This is a genomic window from Halobacillus sp. (genome assembly GCF_049282395.1).
GTDB lineage: Bacteria > Bacillota > Bacilli > Bacillales > Halobacillaceae > Halobacillus.
Genome location: NZ_JBAPTY010000122.1, coordinates 1 through 14,646, shown reverse-complemented (window position 1 = coordinate 14,646; position 14,646 = coordinate 1). Strand labels below are relative to the sequence as shown.

15 protein-coding genes and 1 pseudogene are annotated in these 14,646 nt (G+C 40.1%); 13 read left to right on the top strand and 3 right to left on the bottom strand.

The genetic code is table 11. From position 1 onward, the window contains the following. Positions 1-824: HsdM family class I SAM-dependent methyltransferase (locus tag WAM07_RS05775; RefSeq protein WP_422165525.1), on the bottom strand; the 824-nt coding region annotated here is incomplete at its 3' end. Between the two features lie 260 nt (positions 825-1,084). Here WAM07_RS05775 and WAM07_RS05770 point away from each other — a divergent pair. Then, positions 1,085-1,672 carry a biotin transporter BioY gene (locus tag WAM07_RS05770; protein WP_014645039.1) on the top strand — a complete coding sequence of 196 codons (588 nt, stop codon included), beginning with the start codon at positions 1,085-1,087 and terminating at the stop codon, positions 1,670-1,672. A 100-nt stretch (positions 1,673-1,772) separates the two neighbouring features. Next, on the top strand, positions 1,773-2,822 hold the full coding sequence (locus WAM07_RS05765; protein WP_422165523.1) for a PQQ-dependent sugar dehydrogenase: 1,050 nt from the start codon (positions 1,773-1,775) through the stop codon (positions 2,820-2,822). A gap of 102 nt (positions 2,823-2,924) precedes the next feature. On the opposite strand, the gene WAM07_RS05760 is transcribed toward WAM07_RS05765, so the two are convergent. Beyond that, positions 2,925-3,323: a hypothetical protein gene (locus WAM07_RS05760; RefSeq protein ID WP_422165521.1), complete on the bottom strand. Its 399-nt coding sequence runs from the start codon at positions 3,321-3,323 to the stop codon at positions 2,925-2,927. A gap of 180 nt (positions 3,324-3,503) precedes the next feature. Between WAM07_RS05760 and WAM07_RS05755 the strand changes: the two genes are divergently transcribed. From WAM07_RS05755 to WAM07_RS05705, 11 genes are all read left to right on the top strand, one after another. After that, on the top strand, positions 3,504-4,604 hold the full coding sequence (locus tag WAM07_RS05755; RefSeq protein WP_422165520.1) for a M24 family metallopeptidase: 1,101 nt from the start codon (positions 3,504-3,506) through the stop codon (positions 4,602-4,604). Between the two features lie 169 nt (positions 4,605-4,773). After that, entirely contained in the window at positions 4,774-5,124 is a 351-nt protein-coding gene (locus tag WAM07_RS05750) for a flagellar basal body rod protein (RefSeq protein WP_422165518.1), read from the top strand. Between the two features lie 21 nt (positions 5,125-5,145). Continuing rightward, the gene (locus tag WAM07_RS05745) at positions 5,146-5,787 is read left to right on the top strand and encodes a PspA/IM30 family protein (RefSeq protein ID WP_422165516.1); all 642 of its coding nucleotides are present in this window, start codon (positions 5,146-5,148) and stop codon (positions 5,785-5,787) included. A gap of 76 nt (positions 5,788-5,863) precedes the next feature. Continuing rightward, on the top strand, positions 5,864-6,583 hold the full coding sequence (gene liaF / locus WAM07_RS05740) for a cell wall-active antibiotics response protein LiaF (protein ID WP_422165514.1): 720 nt from the start codon (positions 5,864-5,866) through the stop codon (positions 6,581-6,583). Then, positions 6,580-7,620 carry a sensor histidine kinase gene (locus WAM07_RS05735; RefSeq protein WP_422165512.1) on the top strand — a complete coding sequence of 347 codons (1,041 nt, stop codon included), beginning with the start codon at positions 6,580-6,582 and terminating at the stop codon, positions 7,618-7,620. Before liaF ends, WAM07_RS05735 begins: the two co-directional genes overlap by 4 nt. Continuing rightward, positions 7,617-8,249: a response regulator gene (locus tag WAM07_RS05730; RefSeq protein ID WP_422165510.1), complete on the top strand. Its 633-nt coding sequence runs from the start codon at positions 7,617-7,619 to the stop codon at positions 8,247-8,249. Before WAM07_RS05735 ends, WAM07_RS05730 begins: the two co-directional genes overlap by 4 nt. Positions 8,250-8,546: 297 nt before the next feature. After that, a complete protein-coding gene (rpiA, locus tag WAM07_RS05725) occupies positions 8,547-9,248 on the top strand; it encodes a ribose 5-phosphate isomerase A (RefSeq protein ID WP_422165508.1) in 702 nt (233 codons plus the stop codon). 83 nt (positions 9,249-9,331) lie between these two features. Further along, the gene (locus tag WAM07_RS05720) at positions 9,332-10,858 is read left to right on the top strand and encodes an RQC-minor-2 family DNA-binding protein (RefSeq protein ID WP_422165506.1); all 1,527 of its coding nucleotides are present in this window, start codon (positions 9,332-9,334) and stop codon (positions 10,856-10,858) included. 250 nt (positions 10,859-11,108) lie between these two features. Further along, positions 11,109-11,753 (top strand): DUF4166 domain-containing protein, encoded by a 645-nt coding sequence (locus tag WAM07_RS05715; protein WP_422165504.1) that lies wholly within the window; start codon positions 11,109-11,111, stop codon positions 11,751-11,753. Further along, positions 11,754-12,608 carry a tryptophan 2,3-dioxygenase gene (kynA, locus tag WAM07_RS05710; RefSeq protein ID WP_422165503.1) on the top strand — a complete coding sequence of 285 codons (855 nt, stop codon included), beginning with the start codon at positions 11,754-11,756 and terminating at the stop codon, positions 12,606-12,608. A 96-nt stretch (positions 12,609-12,704) separates the two neighbouring features. Beyond that, entirely contained in the window at positions 12,705-14,051 is a 1,347-nt protein-coding gene (locus tag WAM07_RS05705) for a polysaccharide deacetylase family protein (protein WP_422165501.1), read from the top strand. 68 nt (positions 14,052-14,119) lie between these two features. Here WAM07_RS05705 and WAM07_RS05700 read toward each other — a convergent pair. Next, positions 14,120-14,646: pseudogene (locus tag WAM07_RS05700) on the bottom strand (homoserine O-acetyltransferase); the annotation flags it as partial.

The window sequence follows — 14,646 nt, the reverse complement described above, 5'->3', positions numbered from 1 at the left end:
ACAACATCACCTAAAGGTACATAGGGAGTATGAAATAAACTAAGAATCTCAATCGGTACGTTAATCGAATAGTTGTAATTTGGATTATTTTCAAAGTGGATTTGGTTCATGTATTGTACGCTTTCATTGGGAGGGTTCGTGTATTCCTGATCTGCTAATCTGTCGATTAATCTCATAGTATGAGTATGGTTCCTATCAATGAGTAAGGAGGGTCTCTTTTTTAGAGTAAGAATACACGTTCTTACATCTGCCTTTCCTTTGTGGAATAGGCGGCGTGGTGCAAGGATAATTTCCTTAATTTCTGTGTGGTCCAGCACATATTTTCGGAAATTCTTATAATAGACATTGGAGAGAAAGGAATCTTGAACAATCATAGTCAGAATTCCTCCATCCTTTAACTTTTGAATTCCTTTATAGATGAACAAAGTATATAAATTATGTATGCCTACTTCTTGAAATTCCTCTGATAAATACTTTTTGTTTTCTAAAAGATAGGAGCTTTGTCTTTTGGATTTATAAGGCGGGTTACCAATAATGGCATCAAATTTTTCTGCGTTAGATTCTTTTAGAAAGTCTGTCTGAATAAAATGTATCTTTTCATCAGGTGGCGGGGTAAGGGGATCGATATCAAAAGCGAATAAATGATCAGCAGAAACCCCAGATTGAAGAAGGGACTTTATGAATATGCCGTCACCAGTACAGGGATCAAGAATCTTTGACTCCTGAACATCGGAAGGTAAATACTTTAAAAGGTTCTTAGTCATATAGGTAACGGTTTCTTGCGGGGTACTGTATTGCCCCATCGTTCTTTTCGGAGATAACATAAAATCACTCCAATCTTTTTGACTATACTTTACTATACAAAAAGGAAAAAGTCACCAATTAATAGTTAAATAGTATTGATATCTTCCTATAATTATAGATAATAAGTCCTCTGAAAATGGAATTAACCATACTGTATAATTGGAAAGTGTAGAGTAGAGTAACTTTCAATTCGCAATGTTAACCTAAAAAATATAATGTTGACATTACGTGTGTTCTTCCATTATCTTTAAGATAACGATAAGATACGGGAGGATTTCAGATGAAACGTTCACGCTGGTCAGCTTATGAAATAACAATAGGAGCTTTATTTGTCGCTCTTATGGCAATTGGGGCTAATATTACTTCATTCGTGCCATTTTTAATGATTTTAGGAGTGCCTTTAACTCTTCAAACTTTTTTTGCTGTTTTATCAGGACTGATTCTCGGCAGCCGTCTAGGTTTTTTCTCCATGCTTGTATATATGGTGCTAGGATTGATTGGAGCTCCTATATTTGCTGGATTTTCAGGGGGGCCCGCCGTCTTATTTAAAACGTCATTTGGATTTATACTTTCCTATATTGTTTTAGCTTTTATTGCTGGTAAATTAGTAGAGTCGTCAAGAAAAATTTCGATGTATATAACTGCAGCATTTATAGGAGTAGCCGTTAACTATATCATCGGAGTTACTTGGTTTTATGCTGCGTTAAACTTTTGGGCTCCGGGCGATCCGATTAGTTATACACTTGCGTGGACGAGTATGGGTCCTTTCTTAATCAAAGATGTTGCCATATGCATACTAGCTGCTCTATTTGCTCATCGTTTAGAAAGAACGGTGCTTCATCGTACGCAGCTTCGTCAGGCAGCCTAACTTAAAGCTGCTCCCTGTTCTGGGAGCAGCTTTTTTTGTGTGTAATCGATTCGCTCTGCTACATTAGTAGTAATCTTATAGAAAAGAGTGGTGGTCTTATATGAAGAATGCAGGAATAGTTATTATTTTGTTTTGGCTTGCTGCATGCTCATCTAATCAAGTACAGCAAGATGATGGATCTCCTGCTTCTAAAGATAAGTCTTTCCAGACGGTAGTCGCTGATTTAAAGTCTCCGTGGGACATTGAATATGATCAGGAGACATTTTATATTTCAGAGAGAGAAGGAACGATCACTTCATGGACAGAGGGAGAAAAGCCTGTACGACATCCTGTTCAAACCAAAAAAGAAATAATACAGCGGGGGGAAGGCGGCCTGCTTGGCTTCAAATTACTCCCTGGATTTAAGGACCACCACCGTGCTTTGGCTTACCATACGTATGAAGAGGAAGGCTCAATTATGAACAGGATCATTGAAATTGAAAGGAACTCCGATCAGTGGAAAGAGACGTCTGTCTTCCTGGAAAATATTCCAGGAGCCCAATTTCATAATGGCGGCAGGATAGAAATTGGTCCTGACGATCAGATTTATGTGACTACAGGCGATTCTCTGAAGGAATCTCTGGCTCAAGACCCGGAAAGTCTGGCAGGGAAAATTTTAAGGCTTAGCACTGATGGGACTGCAGCTAAGGGTAATCCCTTTGACTCCTCATATGTCTATAGCTATGGCCATCGGAACCCGCAAGGATTAACCTGGAATAAAGATGGAGAGCTCTATGCTACGGAGCATGGTCCTGATAATCATGATGAAATTAACCTGATCCAGCCGGGCCAAAACTATGGCTGGCCGCAGATTGTTGGAGACGAAGAGAGGGATGGGATGGTTACTCCACTTTTTGAAACAGGAAGAAATACTTGGGCGCCATCCGGAGTTGTATTTTATAGAGAGGAACTAATCATTGCCTCTTTACGGGGGGAAGCGGTTATGAAGTTGTCTCCTTCAGGAGGGGATCCTGAAGCACTTACCGAACAATACGGCAGGATAAGAGATGTTGAAGTCGTGGACGATAGACTTTATTTTATTACCAATAATACTGATGGTAGAGGAAGTCCAGAATCTGGAGATGATCAGCTGGTAAGATATTCTCCATAGAAAAAAAGCAGGCCTGGTGCCTGCTTTAACTGATGGGAGAGCTGGCTCGAATCCCCTTATGTGTTGTTGCAATCTTTGATAACAAGTGAAGGGGGAGAGCGTTCAATCTTCAGATATTGCTTTTCCATGAACAAACGCCATAATAGCAAAGACAACAAAAGCAATCAGAAGGATGGTACCTCCAACAATAAAGAATACGGTGTTAAAGGTGCGCATACCTTCAATCGGCTGGGTGTAATAGAGAAACATGCCAAGAGTAAGACCCAGCACACCGACAAAAGAACTCCATACATGAATAAGCGAGAGTTTGGAATCCTTCGGGATAGAAAAGACTTTATAATATATAGCAAAAGCGAAAAGGGATAACCAGCCGACCACCAGAATGTGGGCGTGAATGGCACTTAGCTCCAAGCCACCGCCACCAGCCATATGGGACCCCATGAAAGCTCCAATTAGAGCATAGATTGCTGATACACGGACGAAAAAGCGCGTTCGATCCAATATAATGACCTCCAATGATAAATCTATCAACCTTTCGCTATTATATCGAAACCCTTCCCAAATTAAAATAATAATCAGGCTAATGTCGCAAAACCTTCAAACAATGAGACACATTTGGATTATGAACAAGCTTGGTATATCATAGGCATGGTAAATGAAATAGAAAGAGGAGTGGGATATATGGAAGGTAGATTAGACAAGTTTGCACATTATTTAAGGAATAATCAAATAGATGCTGCTTTTATTAACTCTACAGAAAACTTTTTTTACTTAACAGGGTTTCAAACCGATCCTCATGAAAGGCTTCTAGGACTTGTGGTATTTCCTGAAGCTGAACCGATCGCGGTGCTCCCGGGTATGGAAGAGGGACAAATACGTGAAGCGGGATGGACATATGAAGTTATTGGATATGCGGACCACGAAGACCCGTGGGATTTAATTAATCGGTCGATGAAGAAAAAAGGGATTGGCCCTATACTAACGGCAGGAATTGAGAAACAGGTGTTATCTTACGGCCGGAGTGAGTCTTTTTTTGGATTATTTAATGATCTAGAAGTTATGGACGTTGAGCCTCAATTAAATGAAATGCGCGTGGTGAAGGATGCTGAAGAAATCGCTATTATGCGTGAAGCCGCTGAATTGGCGGATTATGGAGTGAAAGTCGGGGTTGAGTCTTTACAGGAAGGTATTACCGAAATGGAAGTTCTCGCTACTATTGAATATGAGTTGAAGAAAAAAGGGGTCGCTGAGATGTCTTTTTCAACTATGGTATTGTTTGGTGAGAAGTCTGGACAACCTCATGGAAACCCTGGCGACCGCAAGTTAAAAGCAGGGGATTTTGTTCTTTTCGACCTCGGAGTTATTTGGAAAGGCTATACATCTGATATTACAAGAACATTTGCTTATCAATCCGTTTCCGAGGAACAGGAAAAAATATATAAAAAAGTACAAGAAGCATTGGAAGCTTCCCTTTCGATTAGCAAGCCAGGCACGCGAATTGGTGATCTTGACCAGACAGCAAGAGATATTATTACAAAGGCAGGCTATGGAAAGTTATTTCCTCATCGGATTGGTCATGGATTAGGAATTAATGTACATGAGTTCCCTTCTATGAGTCACCTGAATGATGGGGTGTTACGGGAAGGAATGACCTATACCATCGAACCCGGTATTTATGATCCGGATCTTGGCGGGGTTCGGCTTGAAGATGATGTACTCGTTACAAAAGATGGATACGAAACATTAACCAAAACTTCGAGAGAGTTGCGGGTTATTCAATAAAAGTAGAACAGCAATCAACATAATGCTAAAGATCAGGCTTACGAAGCCTGATCTTTTTTTGATGATTATAAGCCTCTAGTCTTAGAACAGAATATATCTCAGGCTCATTACGACAGTGCTTAATTCTGGATATGATAGAAATAACAAAACAACAAGGAGGGAAAATCGAATGAAAAAGTTTTTGTTGTTCTTAGCAGCACTGGTCGCTCTTGGAATTCTGCTGGCCAACTTGGGGCCGATGATTCTGCTTGGTGTTAGTGTCTGGCTTCTATATGTGGTGTTTAAGAAGTTTATGAAAAGTGAGACAACCGCAGGTAAAATTGGCTGGGTCGTTCTGGGGTTGATTATTACAAGTGTAGCCGTCTCCAATGTGTACGCTGTGATTGGACTAGCAGCCGCCTATGTCCTTTACTTAGTTTACAAACATTGGAATAACAAGGGAGACAGCGATACAGAGGTCTTCGCATCTAATGATCCATTTACCAATTTTGAAAGACAATGGGCAGAATTAAAAAAGTAAAATAAAAGGAGAGATTATAAGATGGGAAATTTATTTACTCGCATGAAAGATTCCATAACGGCGGATTTGCATGAGGTACTCGATCAAAAAGAACAAAAGAATCCAATTGCGATGCTTAACCATTATTTGCGCGAAAGTGAGAAAGAGACTGAAAAAGTACGCAAGCTTGTAGAACGTCAATATCGTCTGAAAGACGAGTTTGCTAGGGAATATCAAAAAGCTCAAGACATGGCAGAAAAACGCAGGGGCCAGGCTGAAATTGCTGGGAAAGCCCAGGAAACAGAGATGTATGAATTTGCAAAGAAAGAGCAGAAAGAGTATGAAAATCGAGCGGAACGGTTAGATTTCGCACGCCAGGAGGCCGTCGAGCAACTCGAGTCGCTTGAACGAAAATATGAACAGATGAAACATAAATTAAAGGACATGCATTTGAAACGAATGGAGCTTATGGGCCGGGAGAATATTGCAAGAGCTCATCATCGGATGAATCAGGTTATTGAAGATACGGCGGACAAGCCATACTCTAAATTCTCAGAAATGGACCGCTATATGGAAGACCTGGAGTATAAAGTAAATAGTTCTTATTACCGCAACACGTTTGATAGTAAAATCTCGCAGATTGAAAAAGATATGAAGGATACAGAGGAAGTTACTGCCAAATAAGAATCGTGATATGATAAAAGGCGCAGATCACTGCGTCTTTTTCATAATCTCGGGATAGAAAAGGGGGATGACCTTTATGTTTAAACGTTTATCAACGGATGCGATCAATACTTTATTAATCATAGGGGTGATTCTCCTTGTTATTGAAGTGGTTTTTTTCAATGGGGGACTCGTGTTTTCTGTTTTATTTTCCAGTCTTCTCATTTATATAGGCTGGAAAAAGTATTACGTTTTCTGGAGGAAAATCATCTTTTGGATTGGTGCCGTAAGCTTAGTGTTAACCGTTTTGAGTATGATTGCGGTCAGGTTCCTTATCGTAGCAGTACTCCTATTGTTTATTCATAACTATTACAAATCAAAAAAAGAACCTGATCATCTGAAGCCGGAAATTATAGATACCGATGAGGAAATTCCTTACAATGAGCCATTATTAGCGCAGAAATTCTTTGGAGATCAATCCACTCCAAATCAATCGTATAAATGGCAGGACATAAATATTCATGGAGGGTTTGGGGACCGCATTATAGATTTAAGTCAAACCGTACTGCCTCATGATGAAGCGGTGATATCTATACGTCACCTGGCTGGTAATATTTTCATTTATGTTCCTTATGAAGTGGAAGTAAGTATCCAGCACAGCGCGGTCATTGGCCGTGCAACTATTTTTCAACATAAAAAAAAGAAGGTTTTGAACCAGTATGTATACTTTCGCACCTCTGATTACGCGGCGTCAAAACCGAGGGTGAAAATCATTACGTCAATATTATCCGGAGATCTTGAGGTGAAGCGCATATGACGATATGGCAGCGTCAAATTCTAAGCAGCTTCCTTACATTTTTCCTATTCGCGATTGTTTTATCAGGGTTTACCTTCGTTGCTTTCCCATTGGACACCTGGGCTGATCTATGGAACCGCCGAGTCATGGATTTACCTTATGGTTTGTTGATCATTACCATATCCACCATTTCAGGTTTGTTGGTTGGTATTGTACAGGGATGGACGTGGCGAAGTCGTTTCCATGCTGTTGAACATCAATTGGATGAACTGATAAGAGGAAATCCTGTCACTAATGAAGAATCAGATATATATGAAATGAAGCAAATTGAAAATAGAATCGCACAAATCGAAGATAAGTTTACAAAACAAGCTAAGCTAGCTCAAAGGTTATCGACAGAACGGGCTGAAGAGAGAGAAAAAAGTCTTCAGGAGGTTGTGGTTCAGGAGAGGAATCGTTTGGCTAGAGAATTGCATGATTCTGTAAGTCAGCAATTGTTTGCTGCTTCCATGATGATGTCCGCTATCAACGATATAAATCCGCCAGAGGATGAGACTGTGCGAAAACAGATGCAAATGGTAGAAAAAATGATTCATCAATCTCAGCTGGAAATGAGAGCACTGCTGCTCCATTTAAGACCGGCAGCATTGAACAATAAAACATTATCACAAGGGGCAGAAGAACTGCTGTACGAGCTGACTCAAAAAGTTCCTATGGATATTGAGTGGACCGTAGAGTCACTTGAAGTAGACAAAGGCATAGAAGATCAGTTATTTCGAATTCTTCAGGAATCTGTATCAAATACGCTTAGGCATGCGAAAGCAAGTACTTTAACCGTCATGTTGATCGAACGGGATGGGAATATCATTTTGAGAGTCACAGATGATGGGGTGGGTTTTGCAGTAGAAGAGAATAAAGCAAGTTCCTATGGCCTGCAAACGATGCAGGAACGTGCTTTCGAGGTGGGAGGCACTTTGAAAATCGTAAGTTTAAAAGAAGAAGGCACAAGGCTTGAGGTTAAAATTCCTTATCGTAAAGACGGAGGGGAGACGCAATGATAACGGTTTTGTTTGCGGATGATCATGAAATGGTCAGAATTGGAGTATCAGCTTATTTAACGGTACAGGCAGATATTGAGGTTATCGCGGAAGCGAGTGATGGAAGCGAGGCAGTCGAATTAGCCCTGCAACATCGTCCGGATATTATCCTCATGGATCTTGTGATGAAAGAAATGGATGGAATAGAAGCGACCAGGCTTATTGTGGAGCAATGGCCCGAGGCTAAAATCATTATTGTTACCAGTTTCTTAGATGATGAAAAAGTTTATCCCGCACTGGAAGCAGGAGCGGTCAGTTATATGCTGAAAACCTCAAAGGCTGAGGAAATTGCTAAAGCGATCCGGGCTACCTATAAAGGACAGTCGATTCTTGAGCCTGAAGTGACGGGGAAAATTATGAATAAGATGAGAACTCCTCAATCTCATCACCTCTATGAGCAGCTCACGGCCCGAGAAATGGAAATTCTATTGCTTATGACTCAGGGGAAAACGAATCAGGAAATTTCTGACCAGCTGTTTATAGCGCTTAAAACAGTGAAGGTTCACGTGAGCAATATTCTTGGGAAGCTAGAAGTTCATGACAGAACTCAGGCGGTTATCTATGCTTTTAAGCATGACCTTGTTAATTAAATTTGTTCTCTAAAACCATAGCCTGCAGTTTATTTATAATAAAAGAAACAATAGTAAAAGAATGAGGTAAAAAATAATTAACTTCACGTACACTCGTTTCAATTTCATCATCCTCTGGTACTGAAAAAGTGGAGTTTTTTTAAAAACGTATGTAAATTTAAAGTAAAAGATTACATGAATTTGTAATTATTCCCCTTAATTAGGCTTTAGAAGGCTACATATTTGTTACACTTTGACCAGAGTCTAATGCTTGTTCATCCATATTTTCGGGAATACCAAGTGGAAGAGGTGATATCTGTGAAATGGAAGAATCAATCAGCAGTTCAAGAAAGCTGGTCTGGAGAAATTTCAAATAAAGAACAGAAAGAAAAAGCAGCTGGGCAAGTGAGTGAGATGGTAAGGAATGGAGATGTGATCGGGGTAGGCTCTGGTTCCACTTCTTATCTGGCACTAAAAGCAATTGCTGCAAGAGTGCAGAAGGAAGGACTTGATATATCAGCAATCCCAACCTCTCATGAAGCCTCATTAAACTGTGCTACATTAGGAATTAAGACGACTGATCTTATGAACAGGCGTCCAGATTGGGGTTTTGACGGAGCGGATGAGGTTGATGAGGAGAACAGGTTAATTAAAGGAAGAGGCGGAGCTATGTTTGCAGAAAAACTAGTTATGGCGAGCTCTCCAAAAACGTACATTTTAGTAGATGAAAGTAAATTCGTTTCTAGACTGGGTGAAAAATTTGCTTTGCCGATTGAGTTGGATCCAAGAGCGCTTCACCTGGTAGAAACGAAGCTTAAAGGTATGATGAAAACAAAACTTAAATTGAGAATGGCTAAAGGTAAAGATGGCCCTGTCATTACTGAATCGGGAAATTTAATTTTGGATATGACATTAGAGGAGACCGTGGATAATGATCTTGAGAATCGACTTCGTTCCATCCCTGGAGTTATAGAGACAGGCTTATTTATTGGGTATCCCGTGGAAATATTAACAGTTTGAGCCCATTTTACTAATAATTGTTGGTACTTTGTAATACTTTTTCTATAATAGTAGTAAATCCTTCATTCAAAAGGGGAATCATTATGGGACTGCCAGAGACGATTATTTATCAGGATGAACGTTATCCATTCATTGTGCTTGCACCGATTGGAAAGAAAAACAAGTTTATTCGATCGGTCGGTCATAAATTTGAACGGGGGTTATTATCAAGACTGAATGATACGATTCTCGATCAAATGGAGCACATGAATATAGACGCTGCTCCAATTCGTCGTTATTTGGGTATTTCAGGTGAAGCGGTTCTGCCTGTTTCACTGCAAAAAGACGAAACGGTATATCCACATTTATTGCGCCCAGAGCTTTTCTTATGGAGCCCATTGTCTGAAGAACATGGACTACCTTTAAAAGAGTCCTATATATATATAACAGATTTCACCCAATTGTCTTCTGAGAAGTTGAATGATCATGTTGCAGAAGTGCTGGAAGACTATAGATTCTTAGCAGATATTAGCGAATATCCACGCGATTACTGGCTCACAAAAATCACAACAGCTTTTCATAACCACCCGATCGTTAAGCTTATCCATGAAAAGAGAGAAGTCATGGATGCTGTTGAAGTCATGAATCAATCTGCGCTTCTATCTGTAATCAAATACCCTGAAGATATCGCTTATTGGCGTCACCGAGTAGGGATTGTTATGCGTCCTTTCCGATCACTGCCAGAAAAATGGCTGCAGAATTCAGACAGCAGCTGTCCACACGAAAAACAGTTGCAGTTCGATTCAGCTAATCGTACCATCTGCTGTTATTGTGAAACATGTGATTGTTGTCTTTATTATCAAGTAGATGAGGACCGGGTATATTTTGAAGAGGAATTTGATGAAGAACGTGCGCGGAAGCGTATGGTTACTATTGAGGAGCAATTCAACAGGATAGCTAAGCAGAATGAAACGCTGCTTGAACAGCTTCTCCAATTAAGAGCCTTAAAAAAGCAATTGGGAGCTGTCCGTAAAAAACTTGAAGAAAGTATGCAGCTAATGCATCAGATCGAACTTTATCAACCGGAGGAAGCGAATCTTTCCGCCTATCCACTCTTATATATGTATGATAAGCTGAGCCGAACAAACATTCCTGAACGCACATCTTCTTCAGAACTGTGCTGGCTGTCAAAAGTTGAACTTGATGATGTACGGATGCTGAAAGAACTGCCGGAATGGCTGGAGCTGGTACCTGAGAACGTTTACCCTATGACCAGTCATGTACTGGAAGAGCTTAAAGGAAAATTGGAAGAGGTTCGTTATGGAGAAGACGATGTCATTATTACAATTAAAGGAAGACCGGTAACCTATGCTTACACTCAGCAAATTCTGGATTTAATCTATTACTATGGCACGGATTATCCCGCTCATATCCTTGTGCATGTGCTGGCCGGAAAGGCGACAAACAAACTCAGGACTCTGAACCTGCATGAAACAAGATGGTTTGGCTTACTTTCCGAATGGCCAGAGAAATATATTCAGAAATTGTTTAATCAGCTTCAAAAGCAAGGCTGGATTATGAAACAGCGAAAAGGATATTCAGTCAGTGATTTTGCTGAAGAGGTTATGTAAAAAAGCGTTCCTCGCCGATATTAATATAGAAAAGCTTTTTTAGTGCACTGAATTCGTGATAAAGACCTGCCTTGGCAGGTCTTATTTGCATCCATCGTGTATCCGCTTCCTTGTGCTATAATGCTAATATAGCCCGACAAATGACCGCAGCCATGAGGGCTTATCTAAATAAAATTGTATTCAATAATGATGAAAAGTATGTTAACAACACACCAAGGTATACATATATGTTTGAAGGAGGTCATAAACAATGAAATCCATTTATCAAAAAGCTTTAGGAGAGCAGTTTTATCAATTACACCCTGCGATGCAGAAAAAATACGGCATCACCAGCGAAGATAATTTAATGATGCTCGGACAGGGAAGAATGACAGAAATTCGTGGGGCCCATCCTTTACTCCGACCATTTTTCCTTTTAGGAAACTTTGATCATCTGGTGTTTGCTGAAAGAGGGAAGCAGGTTCCTTTCACTCTTGAAAACTATGCCTACCGAGATGATCAAGGCAGAGAAACCATGAGTTGGATACGGCGTTTTTTCTTTCCTTATTCCATCCGGGGATTTGATGCAGCGATGCGCTTTGATGAAGAAAAGCAGAAAATTATAGATGACTTAGGGAAATCTGCCCTTCTTCAAACGGAGCTTGATCTTCATGTAACGGCAGAAGGGGGGTTGTACATGGAATCCGTACAAACCTCATATCAAAATAAGTTTCAGGTGCCGGGACCGACAACCTCTGTGTACGAACATTATGATGAAGATCAAGAAGCTTACCGGGTGCATGTTCATGTTGAATACGGCATGTTAGGAACGCTGTTAATGTATGAAGGTATGGTCCATACTGAGTTTCTGCCGATGACTTATAAGAACATTCCGGAGCGTGGAATCCTGGAATAGATGAAAGGAGCAAGGACTGTGAGTGATAAGGACTCTAAAGAGAATGAAAAGGTTTATACGGATTTTAAAGAACGCATGACCTATGGAGAATACCTGCATTTAGACGAATTGCTGTCTGCACAAAAGCGTTTGTCATCTCATCATGACGAAATGCTGTTCATCATCATTCATCAGGTAAGTGAATTATGGATGAAGCTGATTCTGCATGAGCTAACGGAATCGATCCATGCCATTCAAAAAGGTGAATTGGCTTCTGCGTTAAAGATGCTTGCCAGGGTTTCAAATATTCAAGTGCAGATTATCCATGCATGGGATGTTCTTTCCACTCTGACTCCTGCTGAATATATAGAATTTAGGGATAAGCTTGGACAGGCTTCCGGGTTTCAGTCCTATCAATATAGAATGGTTGAATTTGCCTTAGGCTATAAAACCCCTCATGTATTGAAAATTTATCAGAAATCGCCTGATCTCCATGAAGAACTTATTCGAGCTTACGAATCTCCAGGAATTTATGATGCCGCCATACAAAAATTAGCAGAAGCGGGTCTGGATATTAGTTCAGATGTTCTCCATCGCGACTATACGAAGTTATACGAAAAAGACCCTACTGTAGAAAAAGCGTGGATGAAGGTATATAAAGATGTAAATCAGTATTGGGATTTATACCAGTTAGCTGAGAAGCTGGTTGATATTGAGGATCGCCTGCAACAATGGCGTTTCCGCCATATGAAAACGGTGGAGAGAATCATTGGCCATAAAACTGGTACAGGGGGCTCCTCAGGAGTCGGGTATTTGAAAAAAGTACTTGACCACAGATTCTTCCCTGAATTATGGGATGTTCGTACAAGCTTATAGCTGACGGATTAATCTGAAAATAACAAATACATTAATACAACATTACATTTGTGTTACAATAGGTGGTGCCAAAAAACTAACAAAGAGGTACGACTAATGAAACCTATTATTATATACATGGCTCTTTTTAGCTTACTGTTAATGGCAGGCTGTTCTTTCATTGCGAATGCTAATGAGGATTCCAAAACCAGTCAGGCAGAGCCCATCTATGACGTAAATATACAAACGGAAATTGTAGAATTTGAAGAATATCATATCACAGTCCATTACCCAGACACGCCGAATAATCAAATTAATCAAACCATAATAGACTATGTAAACCAAAAAAAGGCAGCATTTAAAAAAGAGAGCTATAAGGCCTTACAGGAAAATGAAGTTAAATCTTCCCATGAATTGCACATCGATTATGAAGTATTGCACCAGGATCATCGTTTTTTCGTAGTGCAGTTTGAAGAAACAATGGATGTAGTACCTGGGGAACCGGTCATAAAAAAAACCACTATAAATTTCGATAAAAAGAACGGAAAACGCATTGAATTGAAAGAATTGTTTAAGGAAGATCTTCCTTATATTGATAGACTTGTGGATTTTACTGCTGGTGCCCTGAAGGAAGATGGGAACTATTCGGAAAATATGAAAAGCGCGTTAAAAACGATTTTTAATAACAATCTTCATATTGCTTTGACCGGAGAAGGAATTGCTGTTTATATAAATGGTGTAGCTGATTTTCCTCAAAAGATTATTCTTGGGGAGAAAGCTGTGTACGAATTGTTGCGTCCTGAATATGCGAATGCATTAGAATTGAATGGAAACATCAAAAAGGAAGAGCCAACCTTTAAAGAAGAAGACCCAACTTTCTCTGCAGAAGATTACCGTTCAAAACATGGACGTTCGGTTGGGAAAGAGGTTGCTCTCACATTTGATGATGGTCCTCATCCAGAGGTGACAGCCAACATCCTTGAAACATTAAATGAGTATGAAGCTCGTGCTACTTTCTTTATGATAGGAAAACGGGTTAGCTACTATCCTGAAGTTGCCAAGCAAGTAGCTAAAGCGGGTCACGAAATTGGGAATCATACATGGGATCATCCTCGCTTATCCCGCTTACCGCAAAAAGAAGTGACGCAGCAAATTGATTCAACCCAGCAGATTATTAAACAGGTAACTGGACAAAAGCCTGACATTATCCGTCTTCCATTTGGAGATCGTCCTCCGGTTACCTACAAAAAAGAGATCAGCACTGTGCCTTGGACTGTAGAAGTCAAGGGGTGGCAAAAACTAGAGCCTTCTCAAGTAGCAGAAAATGTCTTATCTCAAGTGGAAGATGGTTCTATTATTTTACTCCATGACCTTCAACCCTCTATGGATGAAGCTGTAGAATTAATTGTGAAGTCATTAAAGCAGGAAGGCTACACATTTGTAACGGTTAGTGAATTAAATTAAGCAAAAATAAAGCAGCCTGGCGTATCCTATCGCCAGGCTGCTTTATTTCGTGTGTTGAAATAGCGAAACTAGTTGATTTTATTTCCAATCCAAGAAGCCCAGCCATTGAACTCAACTAAAAACCCATCATGTCCATAGTCAGTATCCGAGTGAAAGTGTTCACTCCCGGGGACATGGTCGCTGAAGCTTTTAATAAAATCAAATGGGTAAAGCAGGTCATGTTCGAAACTAAGTGTGTACACTTGCGCTTCATAATGCTGAGACGCCTGCTTCCAGCCGCCTCGCCCTCGTCCGATATCATGGTGATTCATGGCTTCCAGTAAATATAAATAACTGTTAGCATCAAAGCGATCTTTAATTTTATCGCCTTGATAGTCTAGATATGACTGAATATCATAGGATGCATCTTCTTTTTGATTCCGATCAAACCGCTTTTGGAAAAGGGTTTGGCTCCGGTAAGTGATCATCCCCGCCATTCTTGCAATTTCGAATCCTTTGAGGTGTTGGTTCGAAGGGTAGTTTCCATGGTTAAATGAGGGGTCATCCTTAATGGCACGTGCTCCGATGTGATTAAAAGCAATTCCATAGTCACTTA